Annotated in this window: 25 protein-coding genes; 12 read left to right on the top strand and 13 right to left on the bottom strand. The window is 72.1% G+C overall.

Annotated features, from left to right (window positions below):
* Positions 1–28: 28 nt before the first annotated feature.
* Positions 29–928 carry a quinone oxidoreductase family protein gene (locus AB4Y83_RS03010; protein ID WP_442295983.1) on the top strand — a complete coding sequence of 300 codons (900 nt, stop codon included), beginning with the start codon at positions 29–31 and terminating at the stop codon, positions 926–928.
* An 18-nt stretch (positions 929–946) separates the two neighbouring features.
* Here AB4Y83_RS03010 and AB4Y83_RS03005 read toward each other — a convergent pair whose 3' ends face one another.
* On the bottom strand, positions 947–2,647 hold the full coding sequence (locus AB4Y83_RS03005) for an aminotransferase class V-fold PLP-dependent enzyme (RefSeq protein ID WP_442275061.1): 1,701 nt from the start codon (positions 2,645–2,647) through the stop codon (positions 947–949).
* 84 nt (positions 2,648–2,731) lie between these two features.
* Complete coding sequence (locus AB4Y83_RS03000; RefSeq protein WP_442295982.1) at positions 2,732–3,070, bottom strand: hypothetical protein; 339 nt, start codon at positions 3,068–3,070, stop codon at positions 2,732–2,734.
* 154 nt (positions 3,071–3,224) lie between these two features.
* Between AB4Y83_RS03000 and AB4Y83_RS02995 the strand changes: the two genes are divergently transcribed.
* Positions 3,225–4,559 (top strand): M16 family metallopeptidase, encoded by a 1,335-nt coding sequence (locus AB4Y83_RS02995; protein WP_442295981.1) that lies wholly within the window; start codon positions 3,225–3,227, stop codon positions 4,557–4,559.
* Positions 4,556–5,944 (top strand): M16 family metallopeptidase, encoded by a 1,389-nt coding sequence (locus AB4Y83_RS02990; protein ID WP_442275059.1) that lies wholly within the window; start codon positions 4,556–4,558, stop codon positions 5,942–5,944. The genes AB4Y83_RS02995 and AB4Y83_RS02990 overlap by 4 nt, the downstream gene beginning before the upstream one ends.
* 86 nt (positions 5,945–6,030) lie before the next feature.
* Here AB4Y83_RS02990 and AB4Y83_RS02985 read toward each other — a convergent pair whose 3' ends face one another.
* The 5 genes from AB4Y83_RS02985 to AB4Y83_RS02965 form a co-directional block, all read right to left on the bottom strand.
* Positions 6,031–6,633, bottom strand: a complete 603-nt coding sequence (locus tag AB4Y83_RS02985; RefSeq protein ID WP_442295980.1) for a GNAT family N-acetyltransferase — start codon at positions 6,631–6,633, stop codon at positions 6,031–6,033.
* An 85-nt stretch (positions 6,634–6,718) separates the two neighbouring features.
* Positions 6,719–7,510, bottom strand: a complete 792-nt coding sequence (gene hisN / locus AB4Y83_RS02980) for a histidinol-phosphatase (RefSeq protein WP_056824182.1) — start codon at positions 7,508–7,510, stop codon at positions 6,719–6,721.
* 65 nt (positions 7,511–7,575) lie between these two features.
* Positions 7,576–8,622, bottom strand: a complete 1,047-nt coding sequence (gene rsgA / locus AB4Y83_RS02975) for a ribosome small subunit-dependent GTPase A (RefSeq protein WP_020143035.1) — start codon at positions 8,620–8,622, stop codon at positions 7,576–7,578.
* Complete coding sequence (gene aroA / locus AB4Y83_RS02970) at positions 8,619–10,001, bottom strand: 3-phosphoshikimate 1-carboxyvinyltransferase (RefSeq protein ID WP_442275056.1); 1,383 nt, start codon at positions 9,999–10,001, stop codon at positions 8,619–8,621. The genes rsgA and aroA overlap by 4 nt, the downstream gene beginning before the upstream one ends.
* A gap of 31 nt (positions 10,002–10,032) precedes the next feature.
* Positions 10,033–10,563, bottom strand: a complete 531-nt coding sequence (locus tag AB4Y83_RS02965) for a DoxX family membrane protein (RefSeq protein WP_442275055.1) — start codon at positions 10,561–10,563, stop codon at positions 10,033–10,035.
* Between the two features lie 192 nt (positions 10,564–10,755).
* Here AB4Y83_RS02965 and AB4Y83_RS02960 point away from each other — a divergent pair, with 192 nt between their 5' ends.
* The 4 genes from AB4Y83_RS02960 to rsrA are packed head-to-tail and all read left to right on the top strand — an operon-like array spanning position 10,756 to position 13,440.
* Positions 10,756–11,610, top strand: coding sequence for an SOS response-associated peptidase (locus AB4Y83_RS02960; RefSeq protein WP_442275377.1), 855 nt, complete (start codon positions 10,756–10,758; stop codon positions 11,608–11,610).
* The gene (locus AB4Y83_RS02955) at positions 11,607–12,248 is read left to right on the top strand and encodes an alpha/beta hydrolase family protein (protein WP_442275054.1); all 642 of its coding nucleotides are present in this window, start codon (positions 11,607–11,609) and stop codon (positions 12,246–12,248) included. Before AB4Y83_RS02960 ends, AB4Y83_RS02955 begins: the two co-directional genes overlap by 4 nt.
* 17 nt (positions 12,249–12,265) lie before the next feature.
* The gene (locus AB4Y83_RS02950) at positions 12,266–13,144 is read left to right on the top strand and encodes a sigma-70 family RNA polymerase sigma factor (protein WP_442295979.1); all 879 of its coding nucleotides are present in this window, start codon (positions 12,266–12,268) and stop codon (positions 13,142–13,144) included.
* The gene (rsrA, locus tag AB4Y83_RS02945) at positions 13,141–13,440 is read left to right on the top strand and encodes a mycothiol system anti-sigma-R factor (protein ID WP_056770661.1); all 300 of its coding nucleotides are present in this window, start codon (positions 13,141–13,143) and stop codon (positions 13,438–13,440) included. Before AB4Y83_RS02950 ends, rsrA begins: the two co-directional genes overlap by 4 nt.
* 89 nt (positions 13,441–13,529) lie before the next feature.
* Here the strand turns inward: rsrA and AB4Y83_RS02940 are convergent, their stop codons facing one another.
* Positions 13,530–13,604, bottom strand: a complete 75-nt coding sequence (locus AB4Y83_RS02940) for a 50S ribosomal protein bL37 (protein ID WP_369791897.1) — start codon at positions 13,602–13,604, stop codon at positions 13,530–13,532.
* 449 nt (positions 13,605–14,053) lie between these two features.
* On the opposite strand from AB4Y83_RS02940, the gene AB4Y83_RS02935 reads away from it, so the two are divergent.
* The 3 genes from AB4Y83_RS02935 (at position 14,054) to AB4Y83_RS02925 (ending at position 17,999) form a co-directional block, all read left to right on the top strand.
* Positions 14,054–15,364: an HD-GYP domain-containing protein gene (locus AB4Y83_RS02935; RefSeq protein ID WP_442295978.1), complete on the top strand. Its 1,311-nt coding sequence runs from the start codon at positions 14,054–14,056 to the stop codon at positions 15,362–15,364.
* Positions 15,361–16,653, top strand: coding sequence for an HD-GYP domain-containing protein (locus AB4Y83_RS02930; RefSeq protein WP_442295977.1), 1,293 nt, complete (start codon positions 15,361–15,363; stop codon positions 16,651–16,653). Before AB4Y83_RS02935 ends, AB4Y83_RS02930 begins: the two co-directional genes overlap by 4 nt.
* A gap of 173 nt (positions 16,654–16,826) precedes the next feature.
* Positions 16,827–17,999 (top strand): NAD(P)-dependent malic enzyme, encoded by a 1,173-nt coding sequence (locus AB4Y83_RS02925; protein ID WP_442275050.1) that lies wholly within the window; start codon positions 16,827–16,829, stop codon positions 17,997–17,999.
* On the opposite strand, the gene AB4Y83_RS02920 is transcribed toward AB4Y83_RS02925, so the two are convergent.
* The 3 genes from AB4Y83_RS02920 to AB4Y83_RS02910 are packed head-to-tail and all read right to left on the bottom strand — an operon-like array spanning position 17,996 to position 20,092.
* Positions 17,996–18,649 (bottom strand): energy-coupling factor transporter transmembrane component T family protein, encoded by a 654-nt coding sequence (locus AB4Y83_RS02920; RefSeq protein WP_442295976.1) that lies wholly within the window; start codon positions 18,647–18,649, stop codon positions 17,996–17,998. The genes AB4Y83_RS02925 and AB4Y83_RS02920 overlap by 4 nt on opposite strands.
* An 11-nt stretch (positions 18,650–18,660) precedes the next feature.
* Positions 18,661–19,371: an energy-coupling factor ABC transporter ATP-binding protein gene (locus AB4Y83_RS02915; RefSeq protein WP_442275048.1), complete on the bottom strand. Its 711-nt coding sequence runs from the start codon at positions 19,369–19,371 to the stop codon at positions 18,661–18,663.
* A 7-nt stretch (positions 19,372–19,378) separates the two neighbouring features.
* Positions 19,379–20,092, bottom strand: coding sequence for a biotin transporter BioY (locus AB4Y83_RS02910; protein ID WP_442295975.1), 714 nt, complete (start codon positions 20,090–20,092; stop codon positions 19,379–19,381).
* 52 nt (positions 20,093–20,144) lie between these two features.
* Between AB4Y83_RS02910 and AB4Y83_RS02905 the strand changes: the two genes are divergently transcribed.
* Positions 20,145–21,116 (top strand): zinc-binding dehydrogenase, encoded by a 972-nt coding sequence (locus tag AB4Y83_RS02905; protein WP_056770642.1) that lies wholly within the window; start codon positions 20,145–20,147, stop codon positions 21,114–21,116.
* 34 nt (positions 21,117–21,150) lie between these two features.
* On the opposite strand, the gene AB4Y83_RS02900 is transcribed toward AB4Y83_RS02905, so the two are convergent.
* Together AB4Y83_RS02900 and cofD are read right to left on the bottom strand one after the other, a co-directional pair.
* Positions 21,151–22,209 carry a coenzyme F420-0:L-glutamate ligase gene (locus AB4Y83_RS02900; RefSeq protein WP_442295974.1) on the bottom strand — a complete coding sequence of 353 codons (1,059 nt, stop codon included), beginning with the start codon at positions 22,207–22,209 and terminating at the stop codon, positions 21,151–21,153.
* Positions 22,206–23,210 carry a 2-phospho-L-lactate transferase gene (gene cofD, locus AB4Y83_RS02895; RefSeq protein WP_442275044.1) on the bottom strand — a complete coding sequence of 335 codons (1,005 nt, stop codon included), beginning with the start codon at positions 23,208–23,210 and terminating at the stop codon, positions 22,206–22,208. Before cofD ends, AB4Y83_RS02900 begins: the two co-directional genes overlap by 4 nt.
* 244 nt (positions 23,211–23,454) lie before the next feature.
* Here cofD and AB4Y83_RS02890 point away from each other — a divergent pair, with 244 nt between their 5' ends.
* The gene (locus AB4Y83_RS02890; protein WP_020143018.1) at positions 23,455–23,721 is read left to right on the top strand and encodes a WhiB family transcriptional regulator; all 267 of its coding nucleotides are present in this window, start codon (positions 23,455–23,457) and stop codon (positions 23,719–23,721) included.
* Positions 23,722–23,802: the final 81 nt, after the last annotated feature.

Genomic DNA, 23,802 nt, shown 5'->3' with positions numbered 1-23,802 from the left:
TCGGGCGGCCCGGGCAGCAGGAGGCACCATGAAGGCCATCGTCATCGACCGGTTCGGCGGACCCGAGGAGCTGCACGAGGCGCAGCGGCCCGACCCGCAGCCGGCCCCCGGTCAGGTCCGGGTCCGGGTCGAGGCGGTCGGGGTCAACCCCGCCGACGGCAAGGCCCGCAGCGGCCTCATGGCCCCGCCCGACACGACGTTCCCGTTCGTGCTCGGTCTCGAGGCGGCCGGTGTCGTCGACGCGCTGGGGGACGGCGTCACCGACGTCGCCGTGGGCGACCGGGTCGTCGGGTTCGCGGAGGGCGGTGCCTACGCCGAGCTCGCCGTGCTGAGCACGTATGCCGTCCTGCCCGACGCGCTCGACGCCACCGTCGCCGTGTCGCTGCCCGTCGCGGGCGAGACGTCCCGACGCGTCCTGCGCCTCCTGGGCGTGCAGCCCGGCGAGACGCTGCTCGTGCACGGGGCCAGCGGGGTGGTCGGCGAGGTCGCGACCCAGCTCGCCGTCGCGGGCGGTGCCACCGTCATCGGCACGGCCTCGGCCGCCAACCAGGAGCGTGTCGCGGCCCTCGGCGCCACGCCGACGACGTACGGCGACGGCTGGCTCGACCGCGTGCGCGCCCTGGCGCCGAACGGGGTGGACGCCGTGCTCGACGCGAGCGGCGCCGGTGTGCTCGACCAGTCGGTCGAGCTCCTCGGCAGCCCCGACCGGCTCGTCACGATCGCCGACCCGGCCGCCTTCACCACGGGCGTCACCTTCAGCGGCACGTCGCAGCGTTCGGCGGAGGAGCTCGCCGACCTCGTGGCCCAGCGGGCGTCCGGTGCCGTCACGACGACCATCTCGCGCGTGCTGCCGCTCGCCGAGGCGTCCGAGGCGCAGGCGCTGAGCGACAGCGGTCGCGCCGGCGGCAAGCTCGTGCTCGTCCCCTGACCTCGGGCGCCCTCCGCCTCAGCGAGAGAGGCTGCGGACGGGCAGCTCGAACCACCTGAGGTGGTCGAAGTCGACGTTGACGTGCGCCTCGTCGCACCGCTCCGGCGTCGCGGCGGCGAGGACCGCACGCGCGTCGGCGAGGTGTCCGGCGAGTGCGTCCTCGCCAGCCCTCTCGAGCTGCGCGGGGTAGGTCAGGTGGCCCTGCTCGAAGCTCACCTGGTGCAGCCGCAGCGGGGGTTCGACAGGCCCGTCCTGGTGGCGCCAGAGCCCTGTGGCTGGCTCGAAGTCGTAGTCGCCGAGCAGTCGCCAGCCGTCGCGGGCCACAAGGCGGACGGCCTCGATGACGTAGTCGGCGACGACGTCGGAGATGAAGTAGTTGAAGTTGACCCGCACCCAGCCCGGCTTGATGCCCTCGCAGCCGCGCCCGATCTCGCGCTCGAACTCGTGCGAGCGCTCGAGGTCGATGCCCAGGAGATAGTGGCCGTAGGGCCCCGCGCACGAGCAGCCGCCGCGGGCCTGGATGCCGAAGAGGTCGTTGAGCACGGCGACGACGAAGTTGTGGTGGAGGTAGCGCTCGCCCTGCGCGTGGACGACGAACGACACGATCGACAGGCGCTCGGCCTCGAGGTTGCCGAGGATCTCGATGGCGGGCTCGTCGCGCCAGGCCGTGACCGCGCGCTGGAGGAAGTGGTCCTCGCGGGCGCGGATGGTCTCCACGCCGACGGCCTCCTTGAGCTTGAAGACGAGCCCGGCGCGGATGGCCTCGATGATGGCGGGTGTGCCGCCCTCCTCCCGGTGCGCGGGGTCGGTGAGGTAGTCGTGGGCGTCGGGGTTGACGTAGGCGACGGTCCCACCCCCGGGCACGTCCGGCACTCGGTTGGTCATGAGGTCGCGGCGCACGACGAGGACGCCGGGCGTGCTCGGGCCCCCGATGAACTTGTGCGGGCTGAGGAAGATGGCGTCCTTGTATGCCATCGGGTCGGCGACGCCCCGGCCGCCCCGGCCGTACATCTCGATGTCGACGTACGGCGCGGCCGCGGCGTAGTCCCAGAACGCGAGCGCGCCGTGCGCGTGGAGCAGGGAGGAGATCGCGTCGGTGTCGGTGACGATGCCGGTGACGTTGCTCGCGGCAGAGAACGAGCCGATGAGCAGGGGCCGGTCGGCGTGCTCGACGAGACGCTCGCGGAGCACCTCGATGTCGACGTGCCCGTCGAGGTCCTGTGGGATGACGATGACGTCGGCGACGCACTCGCGCCACATCACCTCGTTGGAGTGGTGCTCGTAGGGCCCGATGAAGATGACCGGCCGCTGGTCGGCGGGCACGAGATCGCTGGCGTGCCAACGGTCCTCGAAGTTCGACGGGATGCGCAGGCCGAGGATTCCGACGAGCCTGTCGATGGCCCCGGTGCAGCCCGAACCGGCGAAGACGACGACCGTCTCGTCGTCACCACCCACGGCGTCGCGGATGGTGCGCCGGGCGTCCTCGCGCAGTCGCGTCGTCTGCAGCCCGGTACCCGAGCTCTCGGTGTGGGTGTTGGCGTAGCGGGGGAGCACCTCGTCGCGGATGAAGTCCTCGATGAAGGTCAGGCCGCGGCCCGACGCGGTGTAGTCCGCGTAGGTGACGCGGCGCGGGCCGTAGGGGCCGTGCATCACCTGGTCGTCGCCGATGACGCTCGCGCGGATCGTGGTCAGCAGGTCGTTCTCCGGGGCTCCAGCCATGACCCAAGCATACCGCATGGTGATGCTAGCCGAGAAGAGCATAACTATTAGTTATCTGAGATGGCGAGTGTGGCGAGGGTGCGGTTATGTGAGCGGCACGACGCACACGACCGTCCCGGTGCCGCCCTGCGACACGGCACTCGTGAACGCGCGTGTCGAGCCGTGATCGGCGCAGATGCGGCGGACCGAGGAGTCGTCGGTGAACGCTTCTCGCTGCACGAAGACGACCCTGCCCAGAGCGGACGGGTCCGAGCAGTCGACGGCCCGCACGTCTCGGGCCGGGTCCGCAGTGACGCACTGGCCCGTTGAGATGTCTTGGGCGGCATCGTCGGAGGTCACGGCGCGGAAGACCAGAAAGGCCAGGACCGCAAGCAGCAACGGGCCGAAGCGCCGGAGGCTCGAGGTGTGTGCAGGCTTCGGCATGGAGCCGTCCTGTGGCGAGTCGGTCAACGTGAGGACTCCAGTCGTGGCGGGGTGGTGGCGGCGGGAGGTGCCTCCGCATTCTGCACGCACTCGACGCCCAGGTGTTGCGTTCACGACTCGTCACCTCCCGCGCTCCGTCGCATAGGGTCGATCCGTGACAGCGATCTCCTACCCGCTCGCGGAGCACACGCTCGCCAACGGCCTGCGCGTCATCGTCAGCGAGGACCACACGGTGCCCAACGTCGCGGTGAACCTGTGGGTCGGCGTCGGCTCCCGCCACGAGACCCCCGGACGCACCGGCTTCGCTCACCTCTTCGAGCACCTGATGTTCCAGGGCAGCCGCGCCGTCGCGTCGGGCGAGCACTTCTCGGCCCTCATGGACGAGGGTGCGCGGCTCAACGCCACGACGTGGTTCGACCGCACGAACTACTTCGAGACGGTGCCGACCGGTGCACTCGAGCTCGCGCTGTGGCTCGAGGCCGATCGGCACGGCCACCTCCTCGACGCCGTGACGCAGGAGAACCTCGACAACCAGCGCGACGTCGTCAAGGAGGAGAAGCGCCAGCGCTACGACAACGTGCCCTACGGCTCGGCGCTCATCGACATCTACGCGACCGCGTTCCCCGAGGACCACCCCTACCACCACCCGACGATCGGGTCGATGGAAGACCTCGACGCCGCGACGCTCGAGGACGTCCACGCCTTCTTCCGCGCGCACTACGGGCCCAACAACACCGTCCTGACCCTCGTCGGCGACGTGACCCCGGAGGAGGGCTTCGCCGCTGCCGAGACGTACTTCGGCGGCCTCCCGGCCATCGAGCTGCACCCGCGGGAGCGGCACGCGCAGCTGCCACCGCTCTCCGAGCCGGTCCGGCTCGACCGCGTCGGTGACGTCCCCAACGACCGGATCTACGTCTCCTTCCGGCTCCCCGTCGACACGACTCCCGACTACCTCGCCTGCCAGGTCGCCGTCGACGTGCTCGGCGGCCTGGCGAGCTCTCGGCTCGTGCGCCGTCTCGTCCGCACCGACGAGACCGCCGTGGCCGTGGGTGGCTGGACGATGGGACTCGTCGACGGCGTCGGCCTCGGCACCATCACCGTGGACGTGTCCGCAGGCGCCGACGTCGAGAAGGTCGAGGCCGCGGTGTGCGAGGAGATCCGCCGCTTCATCGAGGAGGGGCCGGATGACGCCGAGCTCGAGTCGGTCATCGCCGACACCGAACGCTCGTGGCTGAGCGCGCTCGCGAGCATCGAGGAGCGCGCCGACCACATCAGCCACCACGCGCTGCTCACGGGCGACCCGGCATACGTCAACACCTTCGTCGAGCGCATCCGCGCGGTGACCGCAGAGCAGGCCCGCGCCGCCGCGGCGGCGTGGCTCGACCCCGCGTCGCGGGCGGTCGTGCGCTACCTCGCCGACACGAGCAAGGACGCCGACCAGCACGACGACACCGACCGCACCGACAAGGACTCGGAGGAGGCCGCATGACCGCCGTCGCCCGCCCCGTCGTCGCGCCGCCCGAGCCGTGGGACTTCCCCGAGGGCAGCGCCCACGACCTGCCCAACGGCCTGCGCCTGCTCACCTACGACGTCCCCGGCCAGTACGTCGTCTCGGTGCGCCTCGGCCTGCCCGTGTCGCTCCGGGACGAGCCGCGCGAGCGCGAGGGCGTGGCCTCGATCATGTCCCGCACCCTCGACGAGGGCACCGCAGAGCACACGGCCGAGGAGTTCGCCCGGCTGCTCGAGCGCAAGGGTGTCAGCTTCGGGGCGGGGATGGCGGACGCCGGTCTCTCCCTCGACCTCGACGTCGTCAAGGGCAACCTCGAGCCCGCGCTCGACCTGCTCCGTCAGATCCTCACCGAGCCGGCCTTCCCGCAGACCGAGGTCGCCCGCCAGGTGCGCACCCGTCTCGCCGAGATCGAGCAGGAGCGCTCGGTCGCCGCGCACCGCGCCGGGCTCGAGTTCGTCCGCACGTTCTACGCCTCCGACGACCGCTCGTCCAGGCCCACGGGCGGCACGCGCGAGACCGTCTCGTCGATCACGCGAGACGACGTCGTGGACTTCCATGCGGAGCACGTCGTCGCCGCCGGCGGCACGGTGGTCGTCGCCGGGGACCTCGACGGGCTCGACGTGCCGGCCCTCGTCGAGGCCGCCCTCGGTGGGTGGGCCCACGGTCCGCGGGACCGGGAGCGCTACCTCCAGCACGCCGCCGCCCTCGCGCCCGACCGCGGTCGCATCGTCCTCGTGTCCCGCCCGGGCTCGGTGCAGACCGAGTTCGTCATCGGCGCGCCTGGACCCGACCGCTCCGTCGAGGGTGGCTGGGCGCCCTACCCCGTGCTCGGCTTCGTCCTGGGAGGCTCTCCGAACGCTCGCATCGACGCCGTCCTGCGCGAGGAGAAGGGCTACACCTACGGCATCCGGTCGAGCTTCCGCCCGCGGCGTCGCGGCGGTGTGTTCCTCACGTCCGGCTCCGTGCGCGCCGACTCGACCGCGGAATCACTGAGGCTCCTCGTCGAGATCCTCGAGAGCGGCCGGGACGGGTTCAGCGACAAGGAGATCCGCTCCGGTGTCGACTTCATCTCCAAGACTGCGCCGGGTCGCTACGCCACCGCTGACTCCATCGCCGACGAGGCGGTGGGCATGGCTCTCGACGGTCGCACCACCGCGTTCACGACCGACAACCTCCGCGACCTCGCGACCGTCGACCGCAGCCGGGTCGAGGCGGCCTACGCCCGCTTCGCCGAAGGAGCCGGCATCGGCAGTGGCGAACCCGGAGCCGGGTGGACGATCGTCGTCGTCGGAGACGCCGCAGCCCACCTGCCAGCCATCGAGGCCCTCGGCCTCGGCGACGTCACCGTAGTCACCGACGCCTGACCCCGAAACGACCTCGCGTTCGAGGTGATGCCGACCCCCGGGTGCGTCTCGGCATCACCTCGAACCGGGGAGTGTGTGTCGGCTGTTTAGAGCGGGCGCTCCATGACGTAGTCGTCCTCGTAGACACCGCCGACGAGGAAGCGCTTGGTGCCGACTCGGTCGAAGCCGCTCTTGCCGTAGAAGCGCTGGGCGCGCTCGTTCTGCTGGTTGACGCCCAGCCACACGCCGGCGGCGCCGGAGTCGCGTGCCCAGTCCAGGGATCGGCTCATGAGCAGCGCCGCAGCGCCCGTGCCATGAGCCTGCGGCAGGACGTAGATCTTGGACAGCTCGACGGTCGGGCGGAGCCGGATCGCGGCGCTGACGTCCTCGTCCTGTGGGTCGCCGGCGACGAGCATCGCGTACCCCAGTGCGGTCCCGTCGCGCTCGGCCAGGAGGACGTGGCGGTGGGCGTCGGTGACGTAGTCGGTGAAGCGGGCGGGGGAGAGGACCTCCTCGACGAACGCCTCGACACGGTCACGCGTCATCGACGGCGGACACGCGAGCACGAACGTCGCTGCGGCGACCTCGGCCAGCGCTGGCACGTCAGCCTCGCGGGCAGGGCGGACCGATGCGACGGGGACCGCCGGGGCGGGTACGGAGGAGTCGGCGGGGTCGGCGGAGTCGGCGGGGTCGGCGGAGTCGGTGCTCATGCCGAAAGGCTATGCCGGACAGCGCAGCCCGCCCAGAGCACCCCGCCCAGAGCAACCCGCCCAGTGCATCCCGACCAGGGCGGCCTCAGGCAGGCGTGGTGCCGATGCGCGAGAGCACCTCGTCGTGCAGCAGGCCGTTGGTCGCGAGCGCGTTGCCGCTCCAGCAGCCGTCCTTGCCGTCGAGTCCGGTGAACCGCCCACCGGCCTCCTGCACGATCGCGACGAGCGCGGCCATGTCGTGGACGGCGAGCTCGGGCTCGGCCGCGATGTCGGCGGCACCCTCGGCCACGAGCATGTAGGACCAGAAGTCGCCGTAGGCACGGGTCCGCCAGCAGTCGTCCATGAGGTCGAGGAAGTCGTCACGCCGGCCGCGCACCCGCCAGCCGGCGAGCGAGGAGTACGACAGCGACGCGTCACCGAGCCGTCCGACCTGGGACACCGAGATGCGCTTGGCCGACGACAGGGAGCGGCCGCTCCAAGCGCCTGAGCCGGTCGCGGCCCACCAGCGACGCTGCAGGGCCGGCGCGGCGACGAGGCCCAGCACCGGGACGTTGTCGACGACGAGGCCGATGAGCGTGGCCCACACGGGCACGCCGCGGACGAAGTTCTTCGTGCCGTCGATGGGGTCGATGATCCACCGCCGCGGACCGTGCCCGGTCGTGTCGAACTCCTCGCCCTCGACGGCGTCACGCGGTCGGGTGCGCTTGAGCTGCAGCCGGACGAGCTCCTCGGCGGCCCGGTCGGCGTCGGTGACGGGCGTGAGGTCCGGCTTGCTCTCGACGACGAGGTCGGCGGCACGGAAGCGTGCCATCGTCACCCTCTCGACGGCATCCGCGAGGACATGGGCCAGACGAAGGTCGTCGTCGTAGGAGGTCACCGGCTCAACCTAGCGGGATCGGTCCGAGCAGGGGCGATGAGCCCGACGACGAAGGTCGCTGCGGCTCAGTGCTCCTCGGTCGTGCTCCGGCTGCTGAGCAGGCGACGCAGCGACTCGAGACGTGACGCGCCGGCCGGTCCGGCGTGACCGTCGGCCACCCAGGCGTCGAGCGCGCACTCCTCCTCGTCGTGCGTGCAGCCGCGGGGGCAGTTGTCGGTGCCCTCGGCGAGGTCGGGGAAGTGGTCGATGATGTGGTCGACGTCGATGTGGGCGAGTCCGAACGACCGGATGCCCGGCGTGTCGATGACCCAGCCGTCGTCGGAGCCGTCGGCACCGTGCAGCCGCAGTGCCACGGCGTTCGTCGAGGTGTGGCGCCCGCGGCCGGTCGTGTCGTTGACGACGCCGGTGGCGCGCAGGGCGCCGGGGACGAGGCCGTTGACGAGAGTGCTCTTGCCGACGCCGGAGTGCCCGACGAGGACGGAGACCTTGCCGGAGAGCCTGGCGCGGAGGTCCTCGAGGCCGGAGAAGTCGCCGTCCTTCCACGACGTCACGACGTGCTCGACCTCGAGCGGCGTGTAGTGCGCGAGGAAGTCGCTCGGGTCGACGAGATCGGCCTTCGTCAGCGCCAGCAGCGGCTCGAGGTCCGCGTCGTAGGCCGCGACGAGGCAGCGGTCGACCATGCGCGGCCGCGGCTCGGGGTCGGCCAGGGCCGTCACGATGACGAGCTGGTCGGCGTTGGCCACGATGATCCGCTCGTAGGGGTCCGTGTCGTCGGCCGTGCGTCGCAGCACCGACCGACGCTCCTCGATGCGCACGATGCGGGCGAGCGCGTCCGGACCGCCTGCCAGGTCGCCGACGAGCGCGACGTCGTCACCGACGACGACCCTCGTGCGGCCGATCTCACGGGCCTTCATGGCCGTGACGACGCGCTCGGGCTCCTTCTTGCCGAGCGAACCCTTGGGGATGAGGCACGTGTAGCGGCCACGGTCGACGCCGATGACCATGGCGACGACGGCGTCCGCGTGGGCGGGCCGCTCCTTCGTGCGGGGCCGGGACCCCTTGCGACTGGGGCGGACCCGGATGTCTCCCTCGTCGAGGTCCCGCCAGCTCATCGAGTGAGCACCACCGGGCGTGAGCCGTCGAGCATGCCCTGCCACAGCCCGACGAAGTCGGGCAGCGTCTTGCGGGTCGTGTCGATGTCCTCGACGTGCACGCCGGGCACGCGCAGTCCGATGATCGCGCCTGCGGTGGCCATGCGATGGTCGTGGTAGGTGCGGAACCGGCCACCGTGCAAGGGTGCCGGCGAGATGCGCAGCCCGTCGTCGGTCTCGGTGACGTGCGACCCGACCCGACCGAGCTCTGCCGTGAGGGCCGCGAGACGGTCGGTCTCGTGGCCGCGGATGTGGGCCACGCCCCGGATCCACGTCGGCGTCGACGCGAGCGCCGCGAGTGCAGCCACCGTCGGGGTCAGCTCCGCGGCGTCGTGCAGGTCGATGTCGATGCCGACGAGCTCACCGCTGCCGACGACCGTGAGTCCCGAGCGGTCGAGGCGCACGTCGGCGCCCATGGTGTCGAGGATCTCGCGGAGGAGGTCGCCGGCCTGGGTCGTGTGCTGGGGCCATCCGGGCACCCGCACCGTCCCGCCGACGACGAGCGCCGCCGCGACGAAGGGCCCGGCGTTGGACAGGTCCGGCTCGACCGACACGTCGAGGGCGTTGATCTCCGAAGGCTCGACACGCCAGGTGTCGGGCTCGCTGTCGTCGACGATCGCGCCCGCGTCGCGCAGCGTCTCGACCGTCATGAGAATGTGCGGCTCGCTGGGCACCGGCTTGCCGTCGTGGTGCACCGTGACGCCCTCGTCGTAGCGTGCCCCGGCGAGGAGCAACGCCGAGATGAACTGCGACGAGGCCGACGCGTCCATCGTCACCGACCCGCCCGGCACCCGTCCGCGCCCGTGGACCGTGACCGGCAGGTGCCCCTCGTGGTCGTCGACCTCGACCCCGAGCGCGCGCAGCGCATCGGTGACCGGCCCCATCGGGCGCACCCGCGCCTGGGGGTCGCCGTCGAGCCGGACCGGTCCGTCGGCGAGCGCCGCCACGGCGGGCAGGAAGCGCATCACGGTGCCCGCCAGGCCGCAGTCGACCGTCACGTCACCGCTCAGCGTCTCGGGCGGCGTCACCACCCAGTCGAGCACGCTGTCGACCGCACCGACCCCACCGCTGCCGGACTCACCTTCCGGCTGGACGTCGTCGATGCGTACGCCCAGGGCGCGCAGCGCGTCGGCCATGAGGAGCGTGTCACGCGAGCGCAGGGGCGCCCGCAGCCGTGAACGGTCGCTGGCCAGTGCGGCGAGCACGAGGTAGCGGTTGGTCAGGGACTTGCTGCCCGGCAGGACGACCGTGGCATCGAGCGGTCCGGGCGCGAGCGGCGCCGCCCAGTCGGGCTCCTCGGTCAGAGTGGCGCCGTCGGTGGCGCCGTCCCTCACGGGCATGGGGTGGGGCGATGGATCAGCGGGACTCAACTCAGCTCACGACGTCCTGGGCTCGATGGGCGAGCAGGCGCGCCTCACGCTTGGCGGCCCGCTGGGCGTGACGGGCCTCGCGGCGCGTCGTCTTCGTGGCGTGCTGGGCGCGCCAGGCCAGGCCCGGCTTGCCCTCGGTGTCGACGGCGGCGAGGAGCAGGCCGCCGAGCAGACCGACGTTCTTGAGGAAGAGGCTGCGGCTCTGCGCCTTGCGGGTGGGGTCGGTCTCCTCCCAGAAGGCGTGCTCGATCGCCGTCGTCGGCACGACCGAGGCGGCGAGCACCGTCGAGGCGAGCCGCGGCATCCGACCGGTGGCGAGCAGGAGCCCCCCGCCGAGCAGGGCGGCGCCGTTGACCCGGACGAAGAGGTCGGGGTCCTTCGCGGCGACCTCGGCCCCCGGCACCTGGCCCGGCACCTTCTGGAGCAGGTGGGCGGCCTGGCCGGTGCGCGCAGCCGGGTGGCGGAGCGCCTCCACGCCGGCGGCGACGAAGACGGATGCGAGCAGCGGGCGGGCGAGACGACGGACGATCATGCGTTTTCCTCCTCTGGCCGCGACCCGTTCGAACGCGTCGTGACCATCGTGGACCTGTGGGCACCTACGGTATCGACATACCCGGGGCGCAGGACGTGCCGCCCACGCCGGCCCTCGGGGTCGTCGCGGTCGTGACGGACGGGTATGCCGTCACGATCCATGTCGTCGGCCACCCGGCATACGCTGTGGCGCATGTGCGGGAGGTATGCCGCGAGCGCGCGGCCCGACGAGCTCATCGAGGCCTTCGACGTCGACGAGGACCACACCGACGAGCCCGCGCGCAGCGTGCTCAAGAACCCCCAGAGCCCGCCGGCCGGCGAGCCCGACTGGAACATGGCCCCGTCCAAGCAGGCGCCGGTCGTCCTGACCCGGAGGCCGCGCGGCACCGGAGGCACCGACGGCGCAGACGAGGAGGCCGTCCCCGCCCGGCAGCTCCGGATGCTCACGTGGGGTCTGGTGCCGGCGTGGTCCAAGGACGTCTCGACGGGTCTGCGCATGACCAACGCGCGCGCGGAGTCGGTGCTCGGCAAGGGTGCCTTCGCCAAGGCCGCCCTCTCGCGCCGCTGCCTCGTGCCGGCCGACGGGTGGTACGAGTGGCAGGTCTCGCCGACCGCGGTCGACGCCAAGGGCAAGCCGCGCAAGCAGCCCTTCTTCATCCACCGCGCCGACGGCGGCCCCGTCGCCTTCGCCGGGCTCTACGAGTTCTGGCGCGACCGCGAGCTGCCCGAGGGCGACCCGGCGGCGTGGTTGACGACCTTCACGATCATCACGACCGCAGCCGACCCCGGCATGGACCGCATCCACGACCGCCAGCCCCTCGTCCTCGAGCCCGCCCAGTGGGAGCACTGGCTCGATCCCGACGAGAAGGACCCGGGCTACGTCCAGGGCGTCCTCGAGTTCGCCGCGCCCGGACGCTTCGAGGCGCACCCGGTCAGCCGTGCGGTGGGTGCGACGCGCAACAACGGTCCCGCCCTCGTCGAGCCCGTCCCCGAGTCCGAGCTCGAGGGTGTCGTAGACCCGATGACCGGTGAGGTGGTCGGCGCGTGAGCGCACCGGCCCGTGAGGCGGTTCGCGAGATCGAGACGCCCGGCGGGCCCGGACGCGCCCACATCCAGCGACCCGCACGCCCACGCGGCACCGTCGTCCTCGGCCACGGCGCCGGGGGAGGGCTCGGAGCGATCGACCTCGCGATCGCCCGCGAGGTGCTCGTCGGCGCGGGCTGGGCGGTCGTGCTCGTCGAGCAGCCGTGGCTCGTGGCCGGTCGCAAGGTGGCCGGTCGCCCGCCCACGCTCGACGTCGCCTGGGTGCCGATCGTCGAGGCGCTCATGACCGGCCGGGGCCGCCTGCCGCGCCCCCTCGTCGTCGGCGGCCGCAGTGCGGGCGCGCGCGTGGCGTGCCGCACGGCCGGACCGCTCGAGGCCGATGCCGGCCTCCTGCTCAGCTTCCCCCTCCACCTGCCGGGTCAGCCGGAGAAGCTGCGCGCCCACGAGCTCGCGCTCGCGCCAGAGCCGTCATGGGTGGTTCAGGGCACCCACGACACGTTCGGCACGCCCGACGAGGTGCGCGCGCACCTGCCGGTGGGCACGACGCTCGTCGAGGTCCCCGGCGCGCACAGCTTCCCGAAGGGCTCGCGCAGCGCCCTCACCGAGGCCCTTGGCACGATCGCGGGAATGCTGCCCGGCTAGGTGTCGTTGCACGGAGCATGGTCACCTGCCCCACCCGTGAGCCCGAGAGCGTCGCGACCGTGCCGACCGAGCACGGTCTGCTGACGCAGCCCACCGGTCTAGGCTGGGAGGCGATGGCAAAGGACAAGAAGACCGATCCGAGCGCTGCCCTGCGGCTGACGGACCCGAGCACCGACACGAGCGCGACGACCCGGGGGTCGGCGACTGCACCGTCCGCCGACCCCGACGACCTCGCGCGCGCCGACGCGACCGTCGACGTCGCGAGCGAGAGCGAGCACGATCGTCGAGCGCGCTTCGAGCGCGAGGCGATKCCCCTGCTCGACCAGCTCTACAGCGCTGCTCTGCGCACGACGCGCAACCCGAGCGACGCCGAGGACCTCGTGCAGGAGACGTTCGCCAAGGCGTACGCCGCGTTCCACCAGTACAAGCCGGGCACGAACCTCAAGGCGTGGATGTACCGCATCCTCACCAACACGTACATCAACAGCTACCGCAAGAAGCAGCGCCAGCCCCTCGAGTCCGACTCGGCCGAGATCGAGGACTACCAGCTGGCGCGGGCCGAGTCGCACACGTCGGTCGGCCTCCGGTCCGCCGAGGCCGAGGCGCTCGACCACCTCCCCGACAGCGACGTCAAGCGCGCCCTGCAGGCGATCCCCGAGGAGTTCCGCCTCGCGGTCTACTTCGCCGACGTCGAGGGCTACGCCTACAAGGAGATCGCCGAGATCATGGACACCCCCATCGGCACCGTCATGAGCCGCCTGCACCGCGGCCGCCGTCAGCTGCGCGAGCTCCTCTCGGAGTATGCCGCCGACCGCGGTTTCGCTGCGGCCGGCACCTCCGAGGGTGCCGCGATGGGTGCGGGGATCGCTGCTGGCACGGAAGGAAGCCGGTCATGAACGACCACACGACGGGTGGACAGGGTGCGTCGGACAGCGCGATGACGCGCACCGACTGCTCCGAGGCGTTGCTGAGGGTCTACGAGTACCTCGACGGCGAGCTGGGCCCCGACGAGTGCGCCAAGATCCAGGCGCACCTCGACGAGTGCGGGCCGTGCCTCAAGGAGTACGACCTCGACACGACCCTCAAGTCCCTCATCAAGCGTTCGTGCGAGTGCGAGCAGGCGCCGGAGGCGCTGCGCCTGACCATCATGTCGCGCATCTCGATGACCATGATCCAGGTCGACCGCGGCTGATCAGCGGCCCACGACGTCACGTCGGGTCCCACGGAGACGACGAAGGCCCGCCCCGAGCTGCTCGGGTGCGGGCCTCTGACGTCTGCGGCTCAGGCGTTGGGCTTGCGGCCGTGGTTGGCGGCGTTGCCCTTGCGGGAGCGGCGCTTGCGGGCGCGCTTGCTCATCGTCGGCTCCTAATGGGTCGTACAGTGGTCTCGGGCCCCGGTGCGGGACACGAAGACCTGATTCTTCCACATCCTGCGCGAGTGGCCAATTTGGTCGCAGGGATGCCCTGCAAACCTTAAAATCTTCGTATAGATCCGGCATGGATACGCCGGATCTGCTTCCGTGCGCCCGCGCGCGCAAGGCATCCTGAGCATCGAGGGAAACCTCTGTTGTTCTGTGCTGCCGCAGCAACGCCCCTCCATGGCGCACGCATCCGGAACATCCACTTATGAAGGAGCCCCCACATGTTCGCTGCCCTCCTGTCGGCACTTGCGTCCAACGACTACGCCACGCGCGCGCTCATCTCGCTCAGCAGCATCTGGGGATGGGGCGGCTGAGCCGAAGAACCGGTGAACGGCGTCACGGACGCAGTGCGTCCGTGGCGCCGTTTCGCACTACCGTGAACGATGTGAGCACGGTCCCCATCGCGAGCAGTCGATCGCAGTGGTTGCCCGCCTACCTTGCCCTCGTCGTCGCGACTTCCGTCGCGACCGGAGTGGCGTCCTGGATGTTCCTGCCGCGGCCCGGGCTGGGGCCCCTGCTGCTTCTCTGCCTGATGGGCATCCTCAGCTTCCAGATCCGCGAGCCCGACGTCGGTCTGCGCATCAGCTTCTCCTTCCTCTCGATCATCCTGCTGGCCTCCGCCGCGATCGTGGGCGCGTTCGGGGCCTGGCTCGTGGGCAGCGTCTCGATGCTCATCGACCGGCGACAGCGCAGATGGACTGCAACGATGTTCAACGCCGCCATGAGCGGGTTCGTCGGCGCGGCCGGAGCGATGGTCTACGCCATGCTCGGTGGCGTCGAGGGGAGCGGGACGGTCGGTCTGAGCACCGTCGCGCTCGCCCGGGACCTCGGGTGGCCGTTGTTCGCCGCCGACGTCGTGGCGTGCCTCCTCAACGCTGCCCTGCTGTCCGGTGTCATCCACTTCGACCAGGGCATCCCCTTCGGCGTCCAGGTGCGACGCGTGCTCAGCGGGTCCGGAGTCGCCTTCGTGGGCTACGGCATCATCGGGCTGCTCTTCGTCATCCTCTGGTACCCCGCGGGGCTGGGCGCCTTCAGCGCCCTCCTCGTGCTCGCCCCGCTGCTCGCCGCCCGCTGGGCCTTCATCCAGTACGGCGAGGAGCTCCGCTCGCACGAGCGGACCATCGACACGCTGGTCACCGCGCTCGGCACCAAGGAGCCCGCCGCCGTGGACCGGAGCCGGCGCGCCGCCGTGCTCGCCGAGTGGATCGCCGAGGAGCTCGGCCTGACACCGGGCCAGATCGGCACGGTGCGGTATGCCGCGACGCTCCACGAGATCGGCCACCTGGGGGTGGCCACCCGGTTGCTGCGCCGGTCCCCGGCCTCGCTGAGCCCCACCGAGCGGCGGGTCATCGACGGCCACTGCGTCGTCGGCGCCCGGATGATCGAGGGCATCGATTTCCTCGAGGACGCCCGGTCCGGCATCCGCCACCAGCACGAGCGCTTCGACGGGACCGGCCGACCCGACGGACGCGCGGGCCAGGACATCCCCATCGCCGCGCGCATCGTCGCCGTCACGACCGCGATCGACGACGTCATCCGGGAACCCGGTGCCGCCCCGGTCGTCTCGATCGCCGAGGTTGCGAGGCGACTGCGTGGCGACCCCGGTCGCTTCGACCCGGACGTCGTCGCGGCCGCCGTCATCGCGCTGGACAAGCACGGCTGGCCGGCCGGCTCGCCGGCGCCGGTGGCCTCGTGAAGGGCGCCCTGAGGCGGGAGCCCCTGGCCGGGATCTTCGGCGTCCTGGGGCTGCTCGTGACCGTCGTCGTCGCGGTCCAGAGCGGCGACGTGCCCGCGCTGCACGACTCCGCGACGATCTGGGTCGTCGTCGCCTTCGCCGTCACGATCGTGCTCGGCGAGTGGTTCCACATCTCGGCGCCGGGCTTCAGGGGAGCGGCCCCCATCGCGCTGGCGGCCGCCTTCGGACTCGCCCTGACGACCGACCTGCCAGGCAAGGTCCACCTGCCGTACGGCGCGCCCTTCGCCCTCGCGGTGACGGCTACGGCCATGGCGCTCGGGACCACGGTGCGCGTCGCGGCGCGTCGAGACACGAGCCTCGTCGACACGGCCGGACGGTTCGTCGCCATCGTCGTCGCCACGCTCGTCTACCGTGTCGCGGTGCTCGGACAGGCGCCGGGGTCACCGGCCCGCCAGACGCTCGGCACGCCTGAGCAGCGTGCCGCGCTGCTGCTCGGGATCTGCCTGCTGGCCCTCGTCACGGATGCCCTGTTCACCTCCCTGCTCCGTGGGCTGTCGGCCGGCGCGAACGTGCGTCGGACGTTCATCGAGGAGTTCCGCTCGTCGTTCGCGCTGTCGATCGCGGTCGCGGTCACCGGCGTCCTCATCGCGCTCGCCGCCCCGCCCCTCGGCATCGTGGCACTGCCGCTCTTCCTCATCCCGCTCGTCCTGACGCTCTTCGCGTTCCGGCGCTACGTCAGCATCCGCGCCACCTACCTCCAGAGCATCCGGACGCTCTCGCGACTCACCGACGCCGCGGGCTACACCCCGTCCGGGCACTCCGAGCGCGTGGCGGCCCTGTCGGTCCAGGTCGGCCGCGAGCTGGGCCTGTCGGAGCGCGAGCTGCTCGACCTCGAGTACGCCGCGCTGCTCCACGACATCGGACAGGTGGCTCTCGTCGAGCCGATCCCCGGTGGCGCCACCGTCCTCGCGGCGCCGGCCGACCAGCGGCGCATCGAGGCCGACACCGTCGCCATCGTCCGAGAGACCGGCGTCTTCGAGGGGGTCGCGCGGATCCTCGAGCACCAGACGACGCCCTACCGCCAGGTGCGCGAGCTCGGCGAGGAGATCCCCCTGACGAGCCGCATCGTCAAGGTCGTCAACGCCTACGAGGACCTCACGGCCGGCGCCCGCAGCGCTCGGGCGCGCGAGGCGGCCATCGAACGCATCTACCTCGGCCTCGGCTACGAGTACGACCCGCGCGTCGTCGACGCCCTCCTGAAGTCCCTCGGCTCCTCGGCCCACGCCTGAGACAGGGGTCACACCGCGCCGGAGGCCCTTGGGTCGGTCCGTGTCGCCGTGCCATGATGGCGACTTCGGGCAACCCCCGTCGCGAGAACGAAACCTGCAGGCCAGACCCCCGGCACTGTCCACCAGTGAGGGCGCCTGCCCTCTTCGTCTCCATGCGAACGAGGTGTTCCAGCATGAGTGCGTTGCCCACCAGCCAGCTCTTCGACCCCAGCGACCCGGTCTTCCGGGCCCACGTGGGCGGGAAGCTCGGGGTACACGCCACGTCGGAGCTGCGCGATGCTGCCGACCTCTCCCTCCTCTACACGCCGGGGGTCGCCCAGGTCTCTCTCGCCATCGCGGCCGACCCGACGCTGGCCGCCGTCTACACGAGTCGACGCAACACCGTCGCCGTCGTCAGCGACGGCACCGCCGTCCTCGGGCTCGGCGACGTCGGACCGCTGGCCGCCATGCCCGTGATGGAGGGCAAAGCGGTGCTCTTCAAGCACTTCGCCGACGTCGACGCCGTCCCCGTGTGCATGGAGACCGGCAGCGTCGACGAGATCGTCGACGCGGTGGCGCGGATCGCACCGACGTACGGCGGCATCAACCTCGAGGACATCTCGGCGCCGCGGTGCTTCGAGATCGAGCGCCGGCTCCAGGACCGTCTCGACATCCCGGTCTTCCACGACGACCAGCACGGCACGGCGATCGTGGCCCTGGCCGCCCTGCTCAACGCGGTCAGGGTCGTCGACAAGGACCTCGCCGACCTCACGGTCGTCGTCTCCGGCGCCGGTGCCGCCGGCGTCGCCGTGAGCCGGATCCTCGTGTCGGCCGGCGTGGGCGACGTGGTCGTCGTCGACTCCCGTGGCGTGCTTGGTCCCGACCGTGACGACCTGGCCACCCACAAGCGCGAGCTCCGGGAGGTGACCAACCGGCACGGGGTGACCGGCGCCATCGGCGACGCGCTCTCCGGGGCCGACGTCCTCATCGGCGTCTCCGGGGGCACGGTCGCCGAGCGCGACCTCCTGCGGATGGCACCGCGCGCGATCATCTTCGCGCTCGCCAACCCCGACCCCGAGGTGCACCCGCTCGTCGCCGCCCGCTTCGCCGAGGTGGTCGCGACCGGCCGCTCCGACTTCCCGAACCAGATCAACAACGTCCTCGCCTTCCCGGGCATCTTCCGCGGTGCGCTCGACTCCGGGGCCCGCCGGATCACCGAGGAGATGAAGCTGGCGGCAGCGCACGCCATCGCCGGGCTCGTCGACGCGCCGACGGCAGACCGGATCGTGCCCAGCGTGTTCGACGAGCGCGTGGCGCCGGCCGTGGCCGAGGCCGTCTCGGGCCGGGTCCTCGGGGGAGTGCGCTAGCCGGCCGACCGTGACGACGCTCCCGGCCCGGACGGGCCGGGAGCGTCGTCGTCGGCCGGGTCGGTGAGTCCTCTGGCCGCGAGGGCCTCCCCCGTCGAGCGTGCGAAGGCGACGACGTGCACGACCGTCGGCACGACGACGGCCCGTGGGTCGCGGTCGAGGCCTCGGGCGCGGGCCGACTCGCGCACGCTGGAGAACGACCCGGCCACCCAGGGCACCGAGCGCACGACGACGCCGAGGGTGAGGGCCACGACCTCGGGGTCGACGACGCGGCGCAGCGGGCRGGCCGCCCGCACCACGCCGTCGAGCAGGTCGGTGACCGGGGTCGTCGCCGTGAGGATGCCCGCCGCGACGAACGCGTTGACGATGCCGAGGACGACGCGGACGGCATACGCGAGGTCGTGCGACCACCACTGGAAGGCCAGCAGGACGACGAGGACGGGGAGGAGGCCACGCATCGACCGCACGAGGCGGCGGGACGGCAGGCGCGCTGCCAGCACGACCCCGGCCAGGACGACGGTCGTGACGGCGAGCGGCCACACCGACTGCGCGAACCACGGCGTCGCCCCGACGACGAGGACGCCGACGAGCTTGAGCCACAAAGGCATTCGATGGACCACCGACGTGCCGGGGACGTGCGCCGTGAACATGCCGGGACCGTTCACGGCGCGTCGGACAGTGCGAGGTAGCGCTCCACGGCCGTCCCCGGCTCACCGTCGAAGACGATGCGCCCCTCGTCGACGACGAGGGTCCGGTCGGCGTGGAGGGCGAGGTCGAGGTCATGGGTCGCGAGGACGACGGACTGGGGGAGCGAGTCGAGCAGGGAGCGCAACCGGAGGGTGTTGCGTCGGTCGAGGAGCGTCGTCGGCTCGTCGAGGACGAGCAGACCCGGTTCGGTGGCGAGGACGACGGCGAGGGCCATGAGCTGACGCTCACCCCCGGACAGGTCGTAGACGCTCTGGTCGGCGAGGTGGGCCAGTCCGAAGCGCTCGAGCACCCGCTCGGCGGCGGCCCGGCGGTCGGTGCGCGACCGGTGCAGCCGCCGCAGGGAGAGCTCGACGTCCTCGCGCCCCGTGGGCATGACGAGCTGGGAGATCGGGTCGGTGAAGGCGAACGCGACGCGCCGGCGCACGCGGGCCCCGTGACGCACCGTGTCGAGGGCGTCGACGGTGACGGTGCCCGACGTCGGGGTGACGAGGCCGTTGAGGAGGCGCAGCAACGTCGACTTGCCCGACCCGTTGGCGCCGATGACCGTCACCCGCGACTCGGCCAGGACGAGGTCGACGGGCCCGAGGATGGTGCGCGTCCGCTGCCCGGGCGAACCGTCGACGGGCACGGTCACCGTCGCGGCCTCGAGGCGGACCTCCGTCACGGACGGGTCACGCGCGGGGGCGCCGCGGGCGCACGAGGACGTCCGGGAAGGCGCGGTGCACGGCGACGGCGGCGACGACCGCGACGACGTCCTTGACGAGGTCGCCCGGGAGGAAGGGCAGGTCCGCGCTGATCGCGGCCGACAGCGGCAGCCGGAGGTTGACCATGAGCCCGACGACCCCGAGCGCGTGGACGACCGCGACGGTCGTCGCGAAGGAGGCGAGCAGGAGCACTGGCACCCAGAGCGACCGGTTGGTGCGGCGGACGACCACGCGGGCGGCGACCCCCACGACGAGCGCCGCGACGAGGAACGACACGAGGTAGCCGGCCGTCGGTCCGCTCAGCACCTGCAGGCCGGACTGACCCCGGCTGAAGACCGGCAGCCCGACGAAGCCGAGCAGCAGGTAGAGCGCCACGGCGAGTCCGCCGCGGAGGGGCCCGAGCACGAGCCCGGTGAGCACGACGGCGAGGGTCTGCAGCGTGATCGGCACCCCGAACCCGCCCACGGGGATGCCGGGCACGACGGCGGCCGCGACGAGGAGCGCCGTGAAGACGGCGACGAGAGCGACCGACTGCGCGTCGACGCCGTGGGTCTGCTGACCGGCGCCGCGACCGCCGGCCCGGGAGGCCTGGCCGGTCGTGGTGGCCCTCGACTCGACACGGTCCCGGGTCGCCGTCGTCGTCTGCGCGGGATCGTGGCGCACGGGGGTGTTGTCGGTCACGGGCAGGACCCTACCGGGGCGCCGTTCGGCCTCCGGTCACTATGGTGCTGGAATGCTCGCTGCCTACGCCGCCGGTCAGTCCGCCTCCGACCCGCTCTCCGGTCTCGTCGTCGGGGACCGCCCCGATCCGGAGGCCCGCCCGGGCTGGACCGTCGTCGACCTGCGCGCCGCCGCGCTCAACCACCACGACGTGTGGTCGCTGCGTGGCGTCGGCCTCGCGGCGGACCGGCTGCCGATGGTCCTCGGCTGCGACGGCGCCGGGGTCGACGCCGACGGAAACGAGGTCATCGTCCACGCCGTCGTCCCCTCGGAGGGCTGGCGCGGCGACGAGACCCTCGACCCGCGACGCACCCTTCTGTCAGAGCTGCACGACGGCACCCTCGCCGAGAAGGTCCTCGTCCCCGAGGGCAACGTCGTGCCGAAGCCGGCGTCGATGTCGTGGGAGACGGCTGCCTGTCTCTCGACGGCGTGGCTCACGGCATACCGCATGCTCTTCACCAACTCCGGCGTGCAGCCGGGCGGCACGGTGCTCGTCCAGGGCGCCGGTGGCGGTGTCGCCACGGCGCTCATCCAGCTCGGCTCGGCCGCCGGCTACCGGATGTGGGCCACCTCCCGCGACGAGGCCCGGGGTCAGCGGGCCCTCGAGATCGGCGCCGACCGCGTCTTCGGCTCGGGCGAGCGGCTGCCCGACCGCGTCGACGCCGTCATGGAGACCGTCGGCGCCGCGACGTGGTCGCACTCGGTCAACTCGCTCCGCCCCGGCGGGACGATCGTCATCTCCGGGGCGACGTCCGGCGACGCCCCGGCGAAGGCCGAGCTGACGAAGATCTTCTTCAAGCAGCTGCGCGTCGTCGGCTCGACGATGGGCACCCGCGAGGAGCTCGGGCAGCTGGCCCGCCTCGTCGAGCAGGCACGCATCGAGCCGGTCGTCGACTCGGTCCTGCCACTCGCCCGGGCTCGTGACGGCTTCGCACGGATGGTCGACGGCGATGTCTTCGGCAAGGTCGTCTTCACCGTCGGGTGACGTCCGCGGGCTCGTCCCGCCCTGCCCCCGGCGGTCAGGACCCGTGCGCGCCCGAGACGTGCACGACCGCCGACAGGCCGTCCGCCGACGGCGAGCCGGCCTCGCCGACCAGCCACTCGCACCACAGCGCGGCCCGCAGCCGGGCGACGAGCTGTCCGAGCTCGTAGGGGCTGTCGGCGCCGAGGGTGACCGAGAGGCGGCCCACGTCGGCGGTGCCCGACTCGACGCCGTGAAGCGCAGCGCGAACCGCCCGGGACACCGCGTCGAGGCGGGTGGCGGTGCCGGCGGGGGCGATGCCCACGGCAACGGCCTCCGGGCTGCCCGGCTCGATGCCCAGGGCTGCCCGCACGGCCTCGACGCGTCCGTAGCCGAACCAGTCGCCGGGGCCGGTGCGCACGAGGTCGCGTCCACGGGGGTGGGACTCGAGGGGCTCGTCGACGAGGATCCCCGGCACCCCCCGCAGGACGGCGGCGGGCACGGCGGACACCTTGCCCTTCGCGAGGTCTGCCGCGGCGGCGATCTCGTCGGCGACCGCGCGGGTCGTCACCTCGAGCGGCTTGCCGTCGGCGTCGGTGCCCCCGCGCAGGTCGTCGAGGACGCGCAGCCCGTGGGCGCCGAGGGCGAAGTCGACCTGTCCGACGCGCCAGGCACGTCCGGCGGTGTCGCTCAGGACCACCCCGACCCGGACGCCGTGCCGCGCGACGAGGGCGTCATGGACCTGCTGACAGATGCCGTCGGGGTCGTGGGGGAGCAGCAGCCACCCGCCACGTGCCCCCGTGTTGGAGCCGTCGACACCCGCCGCCGCCATGATGGGTCCGGCCTTGGCGCGGACGATCCGCGTGACGCGGTCGCCCACCGAACGCTCGGCGACGACGTACTCGGTCTCGCCGTGCACGACGCGGTCCTTGTCTGGATCGTGCGTCACGAGACCGAGGGCCTTGCTCGCGATCTTGCTCGAGACGACGACGACGTCGCCGTCGGCGAGCCGGACGCCCGCGTGGTCGAGACCGACCTGGAGCACATCGGCGAGGTCGTCCCCCTCGCGCACCTCGGGTATGCCGGTGAGCGGGGTGATCGTGATCGGCGCGGTCACGCCCGGGCTCGCTCCGTGCGCAGCCGCAGACCGAGGTCGAGGGCCGCCCCGGCCATGTCGGCGGCTGCCTCGACCGAGCTCATGAGCAGCGGGCGGCGCAGGACCTCGAGACCGCGGCGTGCCGGCATGGGGTCGTCCTCGTCGACGAGCCAGCCGTCGAGGAAGTCGGCGTAGAGCCCGGCGACGCCGGCGCTCGACTCCTCGACCCCGATCGTGCGCAGGCACACGTCGGCGTGGCCCCGCACCGGACGCCCCCCGACGAGGGGGGAGACCCCGACGACCGGCGCGCGGGTGCCGCGCAGCGCGTCACGCACACCCGGGACGCCGAGGATGATGCCGATCGAGACGACGGGGTTGCTCGGCGGCAGGATGACGACGTCGGCCTCGCGGATCGCGTCGAGCACGCCGGGAGCCGGCGTGGCTCGGTCGAGGCCGGCCACGACGAACCGGTCGGCAGCGAGCTCTGCGCGGTGGCGCACCCACCACTCCTGGAAGTGGATGGCCCGCTGCTCGCCGTCCTGCTCGACGACGACGTGCGTCTCGACGGGGGTGTCGGTCATCGGCAGGAGGCGTACGCCGAGCTCACCGAGCCCCCAGCGGGCCGAGAGCCGCTTGACGACGCCGCTCAGCGGCATACCCTGGCCGAGCAGCTGCGAGCGGTAGACGTGGGTGCCGAAGTCCTTGTCTCCCAAGGTGAACCACTGTGGCTCGGCGCCGAGCGCGGCGAGCTCCTCGGCGAGGTGGTGCGACTCGTCGGCGCGCCCCCAGCCCTGCCCCTCGTGGATGCCTCCGCCCAGGGTGTAGAGCAGCGTGTCGATGTCGGGGCACACCCGCAGGCCGAAGAGCGTGATGTCGTCGCCGGTGTTGCCGATGACCGTCAGCTCGAGCGGATCGGGGCGGTCGGGATCGGCGACCAGTGGGTAGGTCTGTCGGGCGTGGTGGAGCAGGCCCCGGAGGAACCGGGCGCCGCCGACTCCTCCGGCCAGGGCGGTGATGCGCATGCGCCGATCCTCTCAGCAGTCTGCTCCCGTCCCGTCGTGCGGGGTCGGCCCGGACATGTCGAACCTGCGAATATCACCAACGGGCTTGACGTAGGGCATATGACACGCATGTAATTTCATTGTTGTATTCGGTCGGGGTTGGATCGCTGGGAATCTTGGACGCATTTGTCCGGAACCTCCGGAGAACGGTGCCGCTCGGTGCGACAGTGCTGACACAAAGTGCAGTCAGGGTCGAGGAGGGGTCATGCACGAGTTGATGGTTGTTTGGTCGGACACGGGCGAGCAGGAGGGTGAGCTCTCCTGGCAGGAGCGCTCGCTCTGCGCCCAGACCGACCCGGAGGCGTTCTTCCCTGAGAAGGGCGGCTCCACCCGCGAGGCCAAGAAGGTCTGCGTGGGATGCGAGGTGCGATCCGAGTGCCTCGAGTACGCCCTGTCCAATGACGAGAGATTCGGCATCTGGGGCGGACTGTCCGAGCGAGAGCGCCGCAAGCTGAAGAAGCGCGCGGTCTGATCGTGAGGTTCCAGCCCGGCACCTCGCTGGTGTCCGGGTGCAGGTAGCCGCTGTGCCCGACGAGCTCGCCGAAGACCTGAG

The organism is Terrabacter sp. RAF57 (genome assembly GCF_052113925.1).
GTDB lineage: Bacteria > Actinomycetota > Actinomycetes > Actinomycetales > Dermatophilaceae > Terrabacter.
Note: the sequence above shows the minus strand (reverse complement) of the source record. Positions and strands in the feature narration are given on the sequence as shown.